This is a genomic window from Agrilactobacillus composti DSM 18527 = JCM 14202, assembly GCF_001436375.1.
Classification (GTDB): Bacteria; Bacillota; Bacilli; order Lactobacillales; family Lactobacillaceae; genus Agrilactobacillus; species Agrilactobacillus composti.
Genome location: NZ_AZGA01000057.1, coordinates 1 through 16,156, shown reverse-complemented (window position 1 = coordinate 16,156; position 16,156 = coordinate 1). Strand labels below are relative to the sequence as shown.

The window sequence follows — 16,156 nt, the reverse complement described above, 5'->3', positions numbered from 1 at the left end:
GGCTAAATCTGCCCTACCGCAAGACTACGTTTATAGTCGGTTTGGGACTGATTATTATTCCAGCAATTGTCATATTCTATGAGCGGTAGTGGTGCTTGAGGTTTTTGATGAGATTAGTGTAGAGTGTAAAAAACGACCATCCGTTTTGGTGATGGTCGCTTTTTATACGCTGAATTTAACAGATCAAGTACCGAGTTCGATACAAAAATAAATTATTAAGTTAGAACAAGGACGTCAAGATAGTATAGCCACGATAGCGTGGGCATATTTTGACGTCTTTTTTGCTGTATTAAAAAAATCCAAATCAAAAGCGGACAAAAAGTGGACTTTTTCCGGACAAACACCGGACCATTTCACGGCCAATGCCAGCTAAACTAAAAGTATCCTAAAGGAAAGGGCATGATAACAATGGTGTATTTATCGGATTTAAACGCAGGAACAGATGGCAACAACAATCAAACAAATTAAGAAAGAGATTTTTATTTATGGCATATTTTACAATTCAAAACAACGTAGCAACAATTACAGACAAGACATTACTATGGCGGCTACTGCCAGACTATGGTAATCCCGCCAACAATCACCCATATGGCTTTAACCAGTATCCATTTACGCCTTATTTTGAAGGGGATACAATTCGCTTCCTAACACCTGGGGAAGCTTACCAAACATTTTCAAGCGGTGTTACGATCCTGATCGATGGCATCGGTGGTTATACTTGTAACGCTGTTAGAGTTGGCGGGGACATGTGGATTTTTGACAGCCCAGTCTACAATGACCCGACCCGTAACTTCGTAGGTCGTACCATTAACTGTACCAACGGTGAAACCCTTTATGATACCTACAAATTTGGGCGCCATGAAGTCGCACCACTTTCAAACGGGACGGGGGCTTATAAAATCATCAATAAAGGTGACAATGAAATGACCAATGGTATCCAACAAATCGACAATGTTTATTTTGTCCGCGTTGGGAACACGCAATGGGTCAAGCGGTTTGATACTTCTAATGGTCAAGGCAAATGGGCCGCTAATGCCAACAGTTATGAGGACTATCGCCAAGATGCCAACAACCCACTGGCAAATGTGACTGGTGCCAGTCTGTTGAGCAGTCCCTTTGCAGATGAGCAAGTGGTCTTGAACCAACAAGCCAATCTGAGCAGTTTACAAAACGGTTATATCGTCGTTAACAATCGGCAATATGCTAAAGTTACTGGGGGTTATGTCTGCAACGATGATGTGATGAAGAACTTGACCCCATTACCGACAGGCTCTGGTAGTAATAAGATTCCGATCTTGGCTTATCATGCAATTCAAGATGAAGATGGTGATGATTACCATTTGAGTTTTGATAAGTTCCGTGATGACATGCAGTGGTTAGCTGACAATAATTGGCATACACTAACTGAAAGCGAAGTTATCGATGCTTTGACGAAAGGCACTGCGATCCCTGCTAATTCAGTGTTGGTCACGTTAGATGATTTCTACCCAGGCTGGTATACCGGCTATAATGGCCGAGGGGCTATTGGGATTATGGAAGACATTGGCATCAATGCCATTTTGTTCTTGACGGTTAAAAATATGGATGAAAATCCAGGGTCTTGGGATTTTGTAAAGGTATTGGATCATAATCAGTTTGCCTTAGGGTCTCATAATAAGATTCATGTAGGTGATGGCAATCTGACAAATACCCAATTGCATGATGAAATAGTTAATTCCAAAAAGACTATTTCAAAGTTGGGTCTGACAACTGTGCGCTCTTATGCTTATCCAACCGGTTCTAGAAATGATGACGCTAGATTTGAACTTCGTAAAGCTGGTTATGATATTGCCTTTAATTTTGGTGTCAATGAAGATACTGGGACTACTGAAACCATTTTAGATGGTACACGGCTCACAGTAGCCTCAACGGATGGTACTTTGACCCGTTATAACTTCAACCGTAAAGCTGTCAAACCGAGCAACGCCTATGATTTACCTAATTTACTGCAAAATAATTGATAACTAACGAAAAATGGAGACCGGGATAAACCCTGGTCTCTATTTTTTTAATCCAGTGAATCAGATGTGGCCTGCAGCCAAACATTAGTCCCTACCTGATACCAAACACCACCACCAAAGTAAACATTAGTAGACAACCACTGTGAATTTGGTTCCAGATCAATGCTTGCAGAAAGCGAATAGGGCAGTAGTCTTGTTGGGACTTGTTTATCACCATGAACTGTAACGACAATTGGATGTTGTAGCTCGACATGACTTCTAAACTGCTGCATATAGTCACTATTTATGCCTGGGTAATTATAAGCATAATTAAATTGATAAAATAAGTTGTTATTAAAATAAAAACTTGGAATCCACTGATTATTCCCCAAATCAAACCAAATACTACCATCAGATCCAGCATAGTAACGAGTAATTGTCCAGACACTTCCAGGTTTTACAGTACCTACTTGCCGAGTATAATCTGTACTACCCCAAAGTGCCACCGGACCATCATTATCGACGATACCTGCAGTGAAGCTTGTATCATATGGAAGAATTATAAAATTAGCCGGTGTTTTTACAATTTTGCCTTGTGGAATCACTAAAACTTGGGAATCCGCTAACCAAGTATCTGGTCCAACTTTATAAGCTTGCGTGGCGCCGTTCCAAAGGTCTGAACCTCTGTTAGACAGTAGCGAGGCCGTCGCTTGAATCTTCCAGGCCGACAAACCATAAACCGGACCGGTAGGTTGGAGTTGATCTGCCTTGGTCGGCGTTACACCTTTACCAGCGGTGACAAAACTGCTGTCTTCCACGGGAATGGCCACCATTGTTTCAGCGTTGACAGTTTGGGGTTGCTGCAAGATAAAGCTTAAGCCCAACAGCAATGCGCCAAAACTTAAGAACTGTAGTAATTTCTTCATTAGAAAATCCTCCTCAAGCGCTTAAGAACTACCTAAATTATATCATGGCTGTCCTACTTCCTGAGAATTAGACATACATTTAAGTTTTGGCTTCATTATCATGTTCAAGCTGGCGTGGATCCACATTAAGAAAGTTAGCTTAAAAATCTTCTATAAATTACCCCCGCTGATTCGCCTGGCTATTTAAATCCCCAAAAATTGGCGTCGCTAAGCCAAAGCCACCAGAGACGGTGAGGATTTGCCCGGTGGTATAGGCACTGTCATCACTGGCAAAATACACGACGGCCGCGGCGATTTCTTCAGGCTTGGCCATGCGTTCTAAGGGGATATGTTTCATAAATAAATTATTGAAGTTATCACTAAGATTATCCTTAACCGCATCGGTGGCGGTCATGCCAGGTAAAACGGCATTGCAGCGAATTTGATGCCGGGCTTCTTGGACCGCAATCAGTTTGGTTAAGTAATTGATGGCTGCCTTACTGGTGCCGTAAGCAACTTGGGAAATATCTGGGACTAAACCGCCGATGGAAGAAATATTGATGATACTGCCACCGTTGCCCTTGGCCATATATTGAATGGCACTTTGGCTACTGATAAAAACACTTTTCAGGTTCATGTTGACGGTGTCGATAAATGTGTCTGGGTTGGTGTGGGCGATGTCTAGGTCCACCTTAGGATCAGAGGTACCAAAATTATTCACCAACACATCAATGTGGCCTTCTGCTTGGACGATGTCGTCGATCATGGTGCGGTAGGTTTCCGGTTTTGATGCATCATTATAAACGTATTTGACGGTATAGCCGGTTTTTTGAAACGCTTCGATTCGTGCTTGGGCCCGTTCTTGATTCCGGGCGGCCATATAGACGATGGCGCCTTCTTGGGCACAGGCGGTGACGATGGCATAGCCAATCCCCCGAGTGGATGCGGTGACGGCAATGACTTTGTTTTTCAATCTCATGATGCAAAACCTCCAATGTTTAGTCATAAATTGCATTGAGCAGTGTAGCACAGGACTGGGGGATTTGCAAAAACGCTTACATTATTCAGGCATATGCCAACTGTTAAGCCATGTTTTAAGGTCAATTTGAACGAACTTAATCCCAAACATCTAGCTGATGATTCTTGAAGTAATAGGTTTTATCCTGGTCATTGATTGCCCGTGCGACGCGACAAGGGCTACCATAGGCCACGACGTATGCCGGAATATCTTTGTCGACGACACTACCAGCACCGATAACTGTATTATCCCCAATTGAAACACCAGGCAAGATTTGGGCCCCGCTGCCGATCCAGACATTATCCCCAAGGGTAACTGGAAAATTATAGACGTAGTTGTGCAAACGTAACTTGGGTAAAATGGGATGACCAGAGGTAGCTATGACGACATTTGGACTGATCATACAATCATTGCCAATATAAATATCAGCATCATCAACTAATGTTAAGTTGAAGTTGATATAACAGCCACTGCCCAAATGGAGATTATGAGCACCCCAATTAGCATGAAGCGGTGGTTCAATATGACAATTAGAGCCAATACTAGCTAACATTTTGGTCAATAGTTGCTGTCTTTCAGTACTTTGACTGGGACGTGTTTGATTATATGCATACAGCAATTCAAGATAGGCTTGCTGTTGGCCCATCAATTTGGGATCATCATAATGATAGGGTAGGTGTTGTTTCTTTCTAGACAGATTATCCATGGGTTTTCATACTCCTTACATTTAAAATGAGTTATAACACTTGTAGTAGATAAGAAACGATAGTTCTCAAATATTGATTTTGCTGACGACTGAGTTGAAAATAGATTAATATACTTTTATTATTAAATGTAAAAATGTTGAAATGTATTGATATATATGCCATTTTTTGAAAATACGTAAGTTAAAATAGACAATTTCAAACTTGCGCAAATCATCATTTTAAATGAATAAAATTAATGGAGGTGTTTTAGAAATGCGTATTTCTTTTCAAAAGCCGGCGCAACAACTGCCATTATATTGCGAAAGTATAGGGTATCATTGGCCCCAAACTGCTGTTAAACGACCCCATGGCTATTACGCTTTCCATTGGTTACAAACTGAGTCAGGCTCGGGATTAGTTACTGTGGATCAACATCAAGTTAAATTAGCACCACACCAAGGAATACTAATTTGTACCAATGTGCCCCATGCTTATCACCCAGTAGGGAATCAAGAATGGAAAACAGCATTTTTGGCATTTTCGGGACCAATTGTGGCTAATCTGATGTCCTTTTTAGAGCTAAGGAACTTTATTTATTTTGATAAGTTAAATCCAACGGTCGATACGTTTATTTCACAGGCCTATGATTATTTTCTCCAAGATAATATTTTAGACACGATTGATCAGTCAGCCGTAATTTACCGTTTTATTATGGATATCAAACAAAATCATTACTTGGGCACTAATCAATTCGTTGATCAAGATATCATAACGCCAATTCTAAGTTATTTAACTCAGAACTTTGAGCACAGAATTACGAATGAACAATTGGCCCAAGTCACAGGATATTCGATTCCCTATCAAAATCGGATTTTCTTTAAGAAATATGGTCAGTCACCACTTCAATATTTAGCCGACTATCGTTTACGAAAAGCAAAGGTTCTTTTGACATTGCACGCTGATTTACAGATTCAAGAAATTGGCAATATGGTAGGGTTTAGTGATATTTCACGTTTTATTTACCAGTTCAAAAAACGCTATCATTTAACACCGAATCAATTTCGAAAATTAATGTGATATCCATTACACAAGTCATGTAGCTTCAATTTGTCAGTTGCATTCAAATCAATTCAAAAATAATTGGGTTAGGATAGGAGATCTGAAATCTGTAATGCGGTATTTTAGGTCTTGGCAATTTTGTAAAATTGGTTGGTTATCAGATGAAACAAGACCGATAATGGTTTTTATCTGTGCATTTTTAGCTGCTTGAATCCCAGATAAAGCATCTTCGAAGACGACAGTAGCTGAAGGTTCAAGATATAGTCGGTTGAGTGCCTGAACAAATATAGTTGGGTCTGGTTTCCCTGGCATGTCGCCAGTGTTATAAACGATTCGCTGAATATCAAACCATTGTGCCAGATGAAAGTGTTTAAAATAAAATGTGACATTGTCAATTGTCGCAGAAGTCGCGATCGTCATGGGTATGCCATGTTTAACCAAGTTATCAAAAAAGACTGTGGCGCCAGGCACGAGATGAAAACTATCCGGATTAGCTAAGCAGATGCTGCGATAAAGCTTCTCTTTTTCTGAGGCTAAGTGATGCAGTTCATGGTTGGTCAAAGTACGTTTGAATAAGTACTTTAGGATTGTTTGATTGCTACGACCGTGGACATATTGCGCGAATTCCATTGGTGTAATTCTCCGGTGCATATATTTCTGGGCTATTTGTTGCCAGGCTTGTTCATGCTGATGTGAATCCTTGAATAATGTGCCATTAAAATCAAAAATAACACCTTGATAATTGTGCATTGGCTGCTTTTCCTCCTTAAGTTTGTCAACTAAATTTAGATACTATTAATAATCAATTGAACATTTTCAGTATAGTGAACGGCGTTATTAAAATATATAGCTTTTTGAACTAAAAATAGGTTAATTTGATGATTGTCTTAAAAAGGCTGATTTGTTTAAATCGCGCATTTTAAAGCATATTTTAGTTAATGATAGGGACGCATTATAGAAATAATAGGCAAATCAAATGATGCTTTCTGTTGCGGAAATTGAAACAAAAAAGACTACCACGTTTATTAACGCACTAGTCTTTAGATATCAGAATCAAATTTTTGATTTGTTTATTTAGGCGATGGATGCCTACCGGGCCGCCGTTAAGACAAAACTTGGGGCCCAGGGACCACCCCACCAGCCATCATGGCCAGCGGAGTAGGTGGTGAAGTGATTGAAACCTAAGTCTTTTAAAATACCTAAATATTCCTTATCTTTGTAGGCCATATCCACGATGAGCAATTCACCGGTATCCTTTAAGACCCGGGTGATCTCCTGCAGCGCTTTTCGGCGTTGGGCTTGAGATTTTATGTTGTGGATCGCCAAACTGGCGGTGATCAAGTCAAAGCTATTGGCTTCAAAGGGCATTTGACGCATATCAGCGGTTTGAACCTGGAGCAAGTGGCTGAGGTTTTTAGTGGCAATTGCGGTTTCAAGATTCGCTTGGCTATTATGGGACTGATCCTTGGCCCGCCAAATATCAATGCCCAAAATTTGACCGTGGGGCACATAAGCGGCCAGTTTAAACATCACTAGGCCATTGCCACAGCCCACGTCAAGGCACTGAGCGGCGGGATCAATGGCGACTTTATGTAATAAGGTGTCCCAAATCTTACCCTTGCCAGCAATGCTGGTCTGTAGGAAGCGCAAACCACAGGCGCCTAGGAAAAGGCCCGCAATGATTTGTAAGAAAAAACCGGGGCTGAGCCTAAAGGGGGGCAAGCAGGCTAGGACAATCAAAATGATTGCTCCTAGTCCGAAAAAAATAGGTACGAGTGGTGCGTCAATGCTTTTTCGCATAGATAAAACTGCCTCATTTCTGAATAATAAGCACTTAACTAGTTAGATTAGCACATTACGGCCCATAAGTCAGCTACCTAACGGCCAGTTGTCAGGTTAAAGTGGCAACAAACACCGCCCAAAATACCAGTAGATTGCGGGTATTTTGGACGGTGTTTTAAGCAGAGATTTAATTGAATGATGAAGTTAGTCTATGACTGGGCATAGTGTTTGATAATGGCCGCTAGAACGGCTGCAGCATTGGAGCTACCGGTTTTATCGGCATAGTACTGGCTAAAGCGGGGATCGGCGGTATACATTTGAGCTAGGCCTTGGTGAATTTCTGCCGAATAGGCGGGCAAGGTATATTGCAACCATTGCCGGTGCAAGTTGAATACTTGCTTAGCTTCCGGTGAAGCAATGGTTTTGTTGGCGATAACTGTTTTAAGGGCCGTGAGCAGGGCTTGTTCGGTTTGTTGCATGGCCTCGTAATCTTGCGGCGTTAAGCCGGCAAACTTGGCATTGGCCTGCGTCACTGTTGTATCACCATACTTGTCCCGCAGCTCTTGGCCATACTGGGTTTCATTAGTTTGCAGGGCGTTTGTTTTAAATGCTGAAAATTTATCCGTATCTGACATGGGATTGCCACCTTCCTTTAAAGTTTGGTCTAAAGTGCTGAGCAAGTTGTCTAGGCGTTGTCGTTCCTGCAGGATACGCTGGCGTTGGGCGGCCAAGGCTTTGTGTTGGCTGGCCAGGGGGGCATTTAAGAGCTGGTGGATCTTAGCTAGCGGCATATCGAAAAGACGGAGAAAAAGAATGCGCTGCAACCTGTCGACTTGGGCTGTGGTATAAGTTCGATAGCCGTTATCTGGATTACGCTGGGCCGGCAACAACCCGATTTTGTCGTAATAACGCAATGTCCGGGTACTGACCCCGGCCAAATTGGCTAGCTGTTGAATCGTGTAAGGCATGACATCACCTGCTTTCTTACTCATAGGATAGTCTAAAGCTTGACGTAACGACAAGGTCAAGTCAACTAAAATCACCGTATTTAATAGTGATATGCTACACTTATTTGTAGGAGGTGTGGGGTATGCAACGAGCAGACAAGGTAAAACGTTTTAAAGTGGGTCGAGCTAAGGTGACCTTGACCATGCACCACAATAATCGGCAAGAAAGGCATCAAGCCGCCTTGGAATGGGTCGGCGTTGCCCTTATTGTAGGCCTGATATGGTATCTTAAACAGCGCTAATATCAGCCTACTGACAAGAATCGCTCAAAATTGCAGGGATTTTTCGCGCTGATCATTTTCAATATTGTCAACGCCATTGTCTTACTTTGGCCGACTAAAACAAGGAAGTAGTGCATCAACTATGTAAAAATGCCCAACCTCATTAGCGAAGTTGGGCATTTTTACATGGCACTGAAAACTGGTCTTTGGCCAGTTAATGGCTTAGTTTGAGCGCTTGAGACATTTATAACCTACATAACCGCCAATAAAAACCAAGGCAATGACGAGCTGGTATTTGATATACCAGGTGATGAACCCGATAACAATGAATCCCAGCAATAGCCACCAGAGCCAGCGGGTAAAAAATCGATGCAGGATATATAGCAAACCCATGACGAGTATTAAAGCAGACACCGGAAATAACTCCTTTTGTAACGGCTATCAATTAAGCAATTGCACTATCAAAGAATTGCAACATATCATCTTTGCTCAGGGCAGCCTTGGCGGCGGTATCGTAGTCGCCTTCAATGGCCCCATCATTTAACACGATCAAACGGTTGCCATATTTCAACGCATCGTCCAAGTGATGGGTGATCATCAAACAAGTCAAATTGCGTTCTGAAATAATTTGGTGGGTAAAGGCCATCAATTGGTTGCTGGTCTTGGGATCAAGGGCCGCGGTATGTTCATCTAATAGGAGTAATTCGGGTTTGGCCGAAATAGCCATCATCAAGCTCAAAGCTTGGCGCTGGCCCCCGGATAAATCCCCAGTGGGGGTATCAAAGCGGTCGGCTAAGCCATTATCGAACAAGCCTAGTTCTTTTAACAATTGGGGTTTCTTTTGCCGCAGGTGACGCAGGCCCAAGGTACGGCGTTGGCCTCGTTTTTCCGCCAACAGCATATTTTCGCCGACAGTCATTCTTGGGGCAGTGCCCAGTTTAGGATCCTGGAAGACCCGGCTGATATAGCGGGCTCGCTTTTCTTCAGAAAACTTGGTGATATCCTTGCCATCCAGTAAAATCTGGCCGGCCGTAGGGGTCAAATTCCCACTGATCACATTGAACAAAGTGGACTTCCCAGCCCCGTTAGTCCCCAAAATTGTGATGAAATCCCCAGGATTTACATTTAAATTAATATGATTCAAAATATTTAAACTTTGGCCGCCGTTGGTAACGGTGACGGTCACGTCATTTAGTTGCAGCATGGCTTGGGTCATTTGGCTTCACTCCTTTTTCGATAACTTTTTGAATTTGGAATTTGTCTCTTAAAGCTGGTAGCATCAAGCAGATGGCCAAGACGATGGCAGAAATCAGTTTCAAGTCGTTGGTATTGAAGCCCAGCTGGAGGACAAATAAGATGACGATCCGATAAATGATACTGCCGAAGATCACGGCAATCAGGCGTTGGCCCATGGTCAAGTTGCCATAGACCACTTCCCCGATGACCACGGCTGCCAGGCCAATCACGATGACCCCTAGGCCCATATTTACGTCAGCGTAGCCGTCGTTTTGGGCGACTAAGCCCCCAGACAGGCCTACAAAGCCGTTGGAGACCACCAGACCAATAATTTTCATGGTATCAGTTTTGATCCCTTGGGATTTAGACATGGCCTCGTTATCCCCAGTGGCGATAAAGGCTTGACCCAAGTTGGTTTGTAAGAAGTAGTTCAAGACCACGAAGGTGATGATCACCACGATCAGGCCGATGATGACACTGTTGAAATAAGGGGGCAGACTATCTACAAATTTATTGGCAAATAATGTTTTTGTATTTAAGAGGGAAACGTTGGACTTGCCCATGATACGCAGGTTCACGGAATAGGCGGCAGTCATCACCAAGATACCAGCTAAGAGCACGGGAATCTTGCCCTTGGTGTACAACACCCCGGTGGCCAGGCCCGCTAGCCCCCCCGCCACAAAGGCTAGTAAAGTAGCAAGGAAAGGCGACATGCCATTGGTGATGCAGGTGACACAGACAGCAGCGCCCACGGGGAAAGATCCTTCAATGGTCATATCAGGGAAACGCAAGATTCTAAAACTGAGAAATAAGCCGATACCAGTGATGCCGTAGAGCATCCCCTGGCCGATGGCAGAAGTTAATAAGTTCATTTGACAAGTCCTCCTTTAGCTTTGGCGTCATCCAATAAGTGCTGAGGAATCTTGATGCCTAGCAATTTTGCTTCAGTGGTGTTGATGTAAGGCTGACCTTTACCAATGACTTGGACTGGCGTGGTGGCTGGTTTACTTTTACCATCTAACACATCGGCAGCCATATTCCCAGTGGCCACCCCTAAATCATATTGGTTGATCCCAATGGTGGCCAAACCGCCATCTTGAACCATGGTGCCTGCTGGTGGGAATAATGGAATTTTGGCAATATTGGCATTTTTCACCAGGGTCTTCATAGCACTGGCGATGTTGTTATCTTGGGGAATATAAACGGCTTTGACTTCTTTGAGCATTTGTTGGGACACTTGATCTAAGTCGTTGGTGGTGGCAATGGTGTATGGCTTAATGGTCATGCCGTACTTCGGTGCCAAGCGTTGCAGCTCTTTAACGGCAACTTGGGACGTGACGTTACCGGCGGTGTAGATGACCCCTAATTCGGTGACGTTAGGGACGATTTCGTGGATGAGTTTTAACTGATCGTTGGTGGGATTAGTGTTGGACACCCCGGTGATGTTATGGCCTGGGTGTTTTAAATCGGTGACCAGCCCGGCTTGAATGGGGCTGGAGATAGCCCCCATGATCATGGGGGTAGTCTTTTGCACGTTAGCCAAAGCTTGGGCGGCTGGGGTAGCGATCCCAATGGTCAAGGCCGGGTTTTGGTCGTTGAGTTTTTCGGACATGGATTTCAGATTACTCTGATCACCTTGAGCGTTTAACAAAGTAATGTGGGCACCCTTGCCGTCTTTGTAACCCCGCTTGGCCAATTGGTCCACCGTCCCTTTGGTGATATCATCTAAGGCCGGTTGGGAAAGGGATTGTAAGATGCCAATGGTGGGCGTCTTAGTGCTGGCACTGTTGCTCTTAGATTGGGCGTTACCGGGATGATAGCTGAAAAACGCAACTAATAAAAAGCCCAAAACTAAGATGATTGATGCATATAGTCGTTTCATGTCACTGCCTCCAAAATAATTTTTAATAAAAAAAGACGCAACCCTCAATGCGGGCTGCGTCTAGCAACTAAAAAACCCGCATGAATCGATTACCGATCCATGCGGGTAGAACTCAGCATAGATACGGTCTACATTTGGTAGACCGCAACAAACACGACCCACCGCTAGCGGCTTTGCCACCAGGCGGTGTTGGACAATGTATTCAATTGCATCATTGACTGTGTCATGTTGGTGTCCTGCTTTCTAATTGTTTTTTAACTTGATTTCATTAAACCATAAGCTTTTTTAGCTGTCAAGCCCAACCTGTTGCTCGTTCGTGGTAAACTATTAACTATATTCAGATCACCGGGAGGACGCAGTTGTGGCACGACTTGGCAAATTTATGGATCAGGCAATTCAGTTAATCTTTGGCACCCTAGTGGCAATTTCTTGTGTCTTTGCCTTTTCCAGTCCTAATTTTAAAATGGTTCATTTCTTCGGGCACTACTGGGCCAAAATCATCGGCATCTGTGTGACGTTGATTTTATTGTGGCTGTTATGGCGGCCGAAAGTGCGGCACTGGTTGAAAAATTTCGCCTTTTCATGGCGCTGGGCCGCCCTGGGCGTGGTGGTGTTATTCGCCTACCAAATGGTGATGTACTGGCAACTCACCTTGATCCCCAATTGGGACCCAGGGACCATCATGAACAACGTGCCGGAAAACACCAGTTATTTTTATTTTTCGGTGAATTATAATAACACTTTGCTCCTGTTACTGGAAAAAGGGCTGTGGCACATGCTGGTACCGGGGCTGTTCAGTCAGTTCACCAGTGCTTTATTGGTGGTGAACGCCATTGTGTTAGACAGTGCCTTATTAGCGGTGTATACCATTGGCCGCCGTTTAAAAGATCAACATCTGGCCAGCCTGTTGTTTTGCTTAGGCTTGTTATTTTGGGGGTTGTCTCCGTGGATCTTGGTTTTTTATTCGGATACGTTAGGGATTTTTGCCATTGCCTTTTTAATGTTGGTGGCTATCTTGTTGTGGCAGGCCCAACGTACCTGGCAGCGGCTGGTGTGGGCCGGGGTTTATGGGCTATTAGCCTTGATCAGCTTTTGGCTGAAACCCACCAGTTTGATTTTCAGCATCGCCTTTTTACTGGTAGTCTTAGTCAAAGCCTTGCGGCAATCCAGCACTTGGCGGCAAAAGTTAGTGGGGTTGGTTTGTATATTGGGCATCGCCGGTATTTTAGGGGGTGGCTCAAAACTGTATACCAACTACATTTACAGCACCATGACCTTTCAGATGTGGGGCCAGCAAAAAAAGCTCAACCCGGCATTACGCATGCCCCCCACCCACTTCATCGCCATGGGCCTAACCTTGATTGGCGGCTTTAACCCGGAAGATACCAAGGCCAGCTATGAAGCGCCTACCTATCAAGCCCGAGATGAAATGAATCGGCAAAAAATCAAGACCCGCTTGAAAAATTATGGGGTTTGGCGTTATTTAAACTTTTTGATTTTGAAATTTAATAATAATATTGGTAACGGTAATTTTACTTGGGATGGGGATGTGACCTTCCGGGCTAAAAATAATCCCCGACCGCTGAATCTGATTTCTCGCTTCAGTCGGGCTTTGAATTATGGCAAAGCCAAGCTGCGGGACCCCATGCGCTTCGTCAATCAGATCACCTGGATCTTGTTGTTGCTCATGAGTTGGGTCAGTGTCTTGGCGAATCCTAAAACAGGCCGCTGGCTGTTGCGCACCTGTCAGTTGACGGTGGTGGGTGTGTTGATTTATCTCTTGATTTTTGAAGGGGGTACCAGCCGTTATGTATTCATGTGGCTGCCTTGTTTTGTGGTTTGTGGGGCTTATGGCCTGGATCAGTACTGGCGCTTGCCCTTTGATCAATTGTTCAAACGCAAAGTTTAGCGCAAAAAAATACCACCTGGTTTTATCGCCAGGTGGTATTACCGTCCATTGGGCTGTTTAAGAATTAGACATTCCCAATTTCATTGATTTCTTTTTCAGCTGCTTGGGTAATTTTAATTTCCTTGTTGTTAGAAACTTCGGATAATTTATCCATGGCTGCATCCCGTGTAGGGATAATGTCCATATTGAAAATAATGCCTTTGATGACCCCATTTTCATAATCGAACAATTCATGCACCAAGTAAGGTTCTTTGTTTTCGTTATGAATTTCTTTATCTAACTTATCGCGCAAGGCCGCGCCTTTTTCATCGTTGTCGATCTCAGGGGCATCTGCTGCCGTGAGATAACCCTTTGTTAATAATTTGTCAGTTAATTCAGAATCTGTCATATTATTTCGCCTCTTGAGTTCATTATAGTTCAACTTGTAAAAAGTGACGAAATAATTTATATTTTCTTAGAGAATTCTAATTTTAGGCAATATCACTTTGACCCAGGGATGTCGTATAATGTGAGTGTAGCAATGGGAGGGATCGTGGATGTTGGGACAACCTAACCCGGATAAGGAATTATACACCCAATTATTAAAGGGCCAGTTAGGCCTTGATTTCAGTCAGGCCAAAATGGCTGATGATTCGGCCCAGGTTTTAACAGGGCCAATCGTGCCCCGAGACGCGGTTAAAATTGATGCGCTTTTAGTGCGCCGGGGGGCTTATTTTGCCCAGGCCCAACTGAAAACAAAACGAGCGGTGCGGGCGTTACAACAGGCTCAACGGCGTTTGACCCGGTTTCAAAATCGCTGGGTGGCCTTAAAGCAATTAATGACTTGCCAGCTTTTAAAAGATCAAGGCCAACAGCAACAGTTGCGCGCCAAAATGACCCAGCAGCAGCAACTGGCTGACACCCAACAACAGCAATGGCAACAGGCCCAACATGACCAACAGCAACGGTTGCAACAAAAACAGCATCGCTTAGCTAATTTGCTGGGTGATTTAGATGCCAGCCAAAGCGCCGTGATCCCCGGGGGGCATAACGCCTCCCAACGCCGGGTGGCCCGGGTTTACTACCAGCAACAACAAGCCTATGTGTTACAACAGATCCAACAAGCCCAACAACGGCTCAATCAATTACAAGACCAGCTAACCCAGCTGCAGCAACAAGTCCATACAAAAGGGGCGGCCATGCAAGCCGCCATGCAAGCCTTAGTTAATCGCCAGGCCCTAACGGGGGCTAAATTGGCCGACTTAAAGGCGAGTCATCAGCGCTATATTCAACGTTTTCAAGCCGCCCAAACAGCTTACAAAGCGGCGTTAGCTGCCCAACAGACCACCTTTGCCCAATTTTTAGAAACCCATCAGGCCCACAATCAGCTTACGCCGGACCAGCGGGCGGCGTTTACGCATTTGCCGGACTTAGTGACCAAAGAGCAATTGTTGACCCAAACCCGCTATGAACAGGCCGATGGGGGCAGTTTGGCCGAAGCCCGCACGGAGATTCAACCCAAATTGCGCTTCCATAAACCCCGAGTCCTGCCGGGCTTTGCCTTGGATTTAGATGCCAGTTATTGTTGGGGTGATCAGGGGCAAATTGGCAGCTTACGGACGCTGATGGCTGCTTTTGAATTTGCAACGCCTCAAGGGCTGGTGGCTTGGCTCAATACCACCAGCCATAATCCCACGGGCACTAGCCAGCGGGTGGTTTTAAACTATGTTTACCAGCGCTGGGTCCGCCTAGAGATGGTCTTCTTGGGCCAGACTGGGCCCAAGACCAAACCGTTACAGGCCAAACAAGTGGTGGCCGCCACCGAGCCACCAGCTTTTACGCCGCCCCCAAGTTTTACTGGCTATCAGTTAAACTGGGCTCAAACGGGGCTTTATCTAGACCAGGATACTAAAAACTATTGGCCAGATTACCTAAAATTAGCCCAAGGCCAGGGGGCTGAGGCAGTCAAAGCTTTGAATCAAGACATCGCTGCCCACCGTTTAGCGGCGGGGCAGGTGACCTTGGTGTGGCTTTACACGGCGTTACCTAAAGCTAACAAATTGCCAGCAGCGGTGACCGTAAGTGCTGATTCGCACATCGCCCAACGCTTGGCCAAGCGCCTAGCCGTCGCACCACCAAAACCAATTCGGTATTAAATTTCGAAAGTGAGTTAACAACATGGGTGAAAAAACCGAGAAATTCAGAGCTTATATTTTAGAACGCACGAAACCAGAAGCCCAGGCCGATATGAACGCCTTGATCGATGACGTGGTTGCCAAACAAAAATCTGGTAATTTAAGCACCACCAGCTTAATGACTTTGGTACCCAAGGCCATGGGGATGATCCAACCTGGGGCTTTAGGGGAAGTTCGGGATTATATGCTGAAGATGAAAGATAATCTCAAATAGCAATAAAAAATGAAGCCAGGGGCCAATTCTGATAGGGTCCCTGTCAAGTGCACCGATGAAAAACAAAAATCTCAGAAATTCTAA

The 16,156-nt window shown here is 44.3% G+C and carries 17 protein-coding genes; 6 read left to right on the top strand and 11 right to left on the bottom strand.

All coding sequences use genetic code 11. The annotated features are described in order from the left end of the window. Positions 1 to 485 precede the first annotated feature (485 nt). Positions 486 to 2,000 (top strand): polysaccharide deacetylase family protein, encoded by a 1,515-nt coding sequence (locus FC83_RS08900; protein ID WP_057002668.1) that lies wholly within the window; start codon positions 486 to 488, stop codon positions 1,998 to 2,000. Positions 2,001 to 2,047: 47 nt separating this feature from the next. Here the strand turns inward: FC83_RS08900 and FC83_RS08895 are convergent, their stop codons facing one another. The 3 genes from FC83_RS08895 to FC83_RS08885 form a co-directional block, all read right to left on the bottom strand. Continuing rightward, positions 2,048 to 2,905, bottom strand: a complete 858-nt coding sequence (locus FC83_RS08895) for a hypothetical protein (protein ID WP_035451028.1) — start codon at positions 2,903 to 2,905, stop codon at positions 2,048 to 2,050. Between the two features lie 157 nt (positions 2,906 to 3,062). After that, positions 3,063 to 3,863, bottom strand: coding sequence for a 7alpha-hydroxysteroid dehydrogenase (gene hdhA / locus FC83_RS08890; protein ID WP_057002667.1), 801 nt, complete (start codon positions 3,861 to 3,863; stop codon positions 3,063 to 3,065). Positions 3,864 to 3,999: 136 nt separating this feature from the next. Continuing rightward, a complete protein-coding gene (locus FC83_RS08885) occupies positions 4,000 to 4,608 on the bottom strand; it encodes a sugar O-acetyltransferase (protein WP_035451029.1) in 609 nt (202 codons plus the stop codon). Positions 4,609 to 4,861: 253 nt separating this feature from the next. On the opposite strand from FC83_RS08885, the gene FC83_RS08880 reads away from it, so the two are divergent. Continuing rightward, entirely contained in the window at positions 4,862 to 5,665 is an 804-nt protein-coding gene (locus FC83_RS08880; RefSeq protein WP_035451031.1) for an AraC family transcriptional regulator, read from the top strand. A gap of 48 nt (positions 5,666 to 5,713) precedes the next feature. Here FC83_RS08880 and FC83_RS08875 read toward each other — a convergent pair whose 3' ends face one another. The 3 genes from FC83_RS08875 to FC83_RS08865 form a co-directional block, all read right to left on the bottom strand. Then, entirely contained in the window at positions 5,714 to 6,397 is a 684-nt protein-coding gene (locus FC83_RS08875) for an HAD family hydrolase (protein ID WP_035451032.1), read from the bottom strand. A gap of 339 nt (positions 6,398 to 6,736) precedes the next feature. Further along, a complete protein-coding gene (locus tag FC83_RS08870; RefSeq protein WP_035451033.1) occupies positions 6,737 to 7,447 on the bottom strand; it encodes a class I SAM-dependent methyltransferase in 711 nt (236 codons plus the stop codon). 191 nt (positions 7,448 to 7,638) lie between these two features. Further along, positions 7,639 to 8,397, bottom strand: coding sequence for a MerR family transcriptional regulator (locus tag FC83_RS08865; protein WP_057002666.1), 759 nt, complete (start codon positions 8,395 to 8,397; stop codon positions 7,639 to 7,641). A gap of 122 nt (positions 8,398 to 8,519) precedes the next feature. On the opposite strand from FC83_RS08865, the gene FC83_RS17065 reads away from it, so the two are divergent. Continuing rightward, positions 8,520 to 8,678: a hypothetical protein gene (locus tag FC83_RS17065; protein ID WP_156405583.1), complete on the top strand. Its 159-nt coding sequence runs from the start codon at positions 8,520 to 8,522 to the stop codon at positions 8,676 to 8,678. A gap of 201 nt (positions 8,679 to 8,879) precedes the next feature. On the opposite strand, the gene FC83_RS17060 is transcribed toward FC83_RS17065, so the two are convergent. The 4 genes from FC83_RS17060 to trpX are packed head-to-tail and all read right to left on the bottom strand — an operon-like array spanning position 8,880 to position 11,775. Next, a complete protein-coding gene (locus tag FC83_RS17060; protein ID WP_035451035.1) occupies positions 8,880 to 9,071 on the bottom strand; it encodes a hypothetical protein in 192 nt (63 codons plus the stop codon). Between the two features lie 31 nt (positions 9,072 to 9,102). Beyond that, positions 9,103 to 9,873 (bottom strand): ABC transporter ATP-binding protein, encoded by a 771-nt coding sequence (locus tag FC83_RS08860; protein ID WP_035451038.1) that lies wholly within the window; start codon positions 9,871 to 9,873, stop codon positions 9,103 to 9,105. Further along, entirely contained in the window at positions 9,845 to 10,765 is a 921-nt protein-coding gene (locus tag FC83_RS08855; RefSeq protein WP_035451040.1) for an ABC transporter permease, read from the bottom strand. Before FC83_RS08855 ends, FC83_RS08860 begins: the two co-directional genes overlap by 29 nt. Further along, entirely contained in the window at positions 10,762 to 11,775 is a 1,014-nt protein-coding gene (gene trpX, locus FC83_RS08850; RefSeq protein WP_057002665.1) for a tryptophan ABC transporter substrate-binding protein, read from the bottom strand. Before trpX ends, FC83_RS08855 begins: the two co-directional genes overlap by 4 nt. 361 nt (positions 11,776 to 12,136) lie before the next feature. Between trpX and FC83_RS08845 the strand changes: the two genes are divergently transcribed. After that, the gene (locus FC83_RS08845) at positions 12,137 to 13,684 is read left to right on the top strand and encodes a glycosyltransferase family protein (protein ID WP_035451043.1); all 1,548 of its coding nucleotides are present in this window, start codon (positions 12,137 to 12,139) and stop codon (positions 13,682 to 13,684) included. 64 nt (positions 13,685 to 13,748) lie between these two features. Here FC83_RS08845 and FC83_RS08840 read toward each other — a convergent pair whose 3' ends face one another. Then, positions 13,749 to 14,072 (bottom strand): hypothetical protein, encoded by a 324-nt coding sequence (locus tag FC83_RS08840; RefSeq protein WP_052004452.1) that lies wholly within the window; start codon positions 14,070 to 14,072, stop codon positions 13,749 to 13,751. 148 nt (positions 14,073 to 14,220) lie between these two features. Between FC83_RS08840 and FC83_RS08835 the strand changes: the two genes are divergently transcribed. Together FC83_RS08835 and FC83_RS08830 are read left to right on the top strand one after the other, a co-directional pair. Further along, positions 14,221 to 15,819: a hypothetical protein gene (locus FC83_RS08835; protein WP_057002664.1), complete on the top strand. Its 1,599-nt coding sequence runs from the start codon at positions 14,221 to 14,223 to the stop codon at positions 15,817 to 15,819. A 22-nt stretch (positions 15,820 to 15,841) separates the two neighbouring features. Then, positions 15,842 to 16,072 carry a hypothetical protein gene (locus FC83_RS08830; protein ID WP_057002663.1) on the top strand — a complete coding sequence of 77 codons (231 nt, stop codon included), beginning with the start codon at positions 15,842 to 15,844 and terminating at the stop codon, positions 16,070 to 16,072. Positions 16,073 to 16,156: the final 84 nt, after the last annotated feature.

What these genes read in the sequence shown, in the direction of transcription:
- FC83_RS08900 (WP_057002668.1), top strand. Translation starts at nt 486, where the DNA reads ATGGCATATTTTACAATTCAAAACAACGTAGCAACAATTACAGACAAG.
- FC83_RS08895 (WP_035451028.1), bottom strand. Translation starts at nt 2,905, where the DNA reads ATGAAGAAATTACTACAGTTCTTAAGTTTTGGCGCATTGCTGTTGGGC.
- hdhA (WP_057002667.1), bottom strand. Translation starts at nt 3,863, where the DNA reads ATGAGATTGAAAAACAAAGTCATTGCCGTCACCGCATCCACTCGGGGG.
- FC83_RS08885 (WP_035451029.1), bottom strand. Translation starts at nt 4,608, where the DNA reads ATGGATAATCTGTCTAGAAAGAAACAACACCTACCCTATCATTATGAT.
- FC83_RS08880 (WP_035451031.1), top strand. Translation starts at nt 4,862, where the DNA reads ATGCGTATTTCTTTTCAAAAGCCGGCGCAACAACTGCCATTATATTGC.
- FC83_RS08875 (WP_035451032.1), bottom strand. Translation starts at nt 6,397, where the DNA reads ATGCACAATTATCAAGGTGTTATTTTTGATTTTAATGGCACATTATTC.
- FC83_RS08870 (WP_035451033.1), bottom strand. Translation starts at nt 7,447, where the DNA reads ATGCGAAAAAGCATTGACGCACCACTCGTACCTATTTTTTTCGGACTA.
- FC83_RS08865 (WP_057002666.1), bottom strand. Translation starts at nt 8,397, where the DNA reads ATGCCTTACACGATTCAACAGCTAGCCAATTTGGCCGGGGTCAGTACC.
- FC83_RS17065 (WP_156405583.1), top strand. Translation starts at nt 8,520, where the DNA reads ATGCAACGAGCAGACAAGGTAAAACGTTTTAAAGTGGGTCGAGCTAAG.
- FC83_RS08860 (WP_035451038.1), bottom strand. Translation starts at nt 9,873, where the DNA reads ATGACCCAAGCCATGCTGCAACTAAATGACGTGACCGTCACCGTTACC.
- FC83_RS08855 (WP_035451040.1), bottom strand. Translation starts at nt 10,765, where the DNA reads ATGAACTTATTAACTTCTGCCATCGGCCAGGGGATGCTCTACGGCATC.
- trpX (WP_057002665.1), bottom strand. Translation starts at nt 11,775, where the DNA reads ATGAAACGACTATATGCATCAATCATCTTAGTTTTGGGCTTTTTATTA.
- FC83_RS08840 (WP_052004452.1), bottom strand. Translation starts at nt 14,072, where the DNA reads ATGACAGATTCTGAATTAACTGACAAATTATTAACAAAGGGTTATCTC.
- FC83_RS08835 (WP_057002664.1), top strand. Translation starts at nt 14,221, where the DNA reads ATGTTGGGACAACCTAACCCGGATAAGGAATTATACACCCAATTATTA.
- FC83_RS08830 (WP_057002663.1), top strand. Translation starts at nt 15,842, where the DNA reads ATGGGTGAAAAAACCGAGAAATTCAGAGCTTATATTTTAGAACGCACG.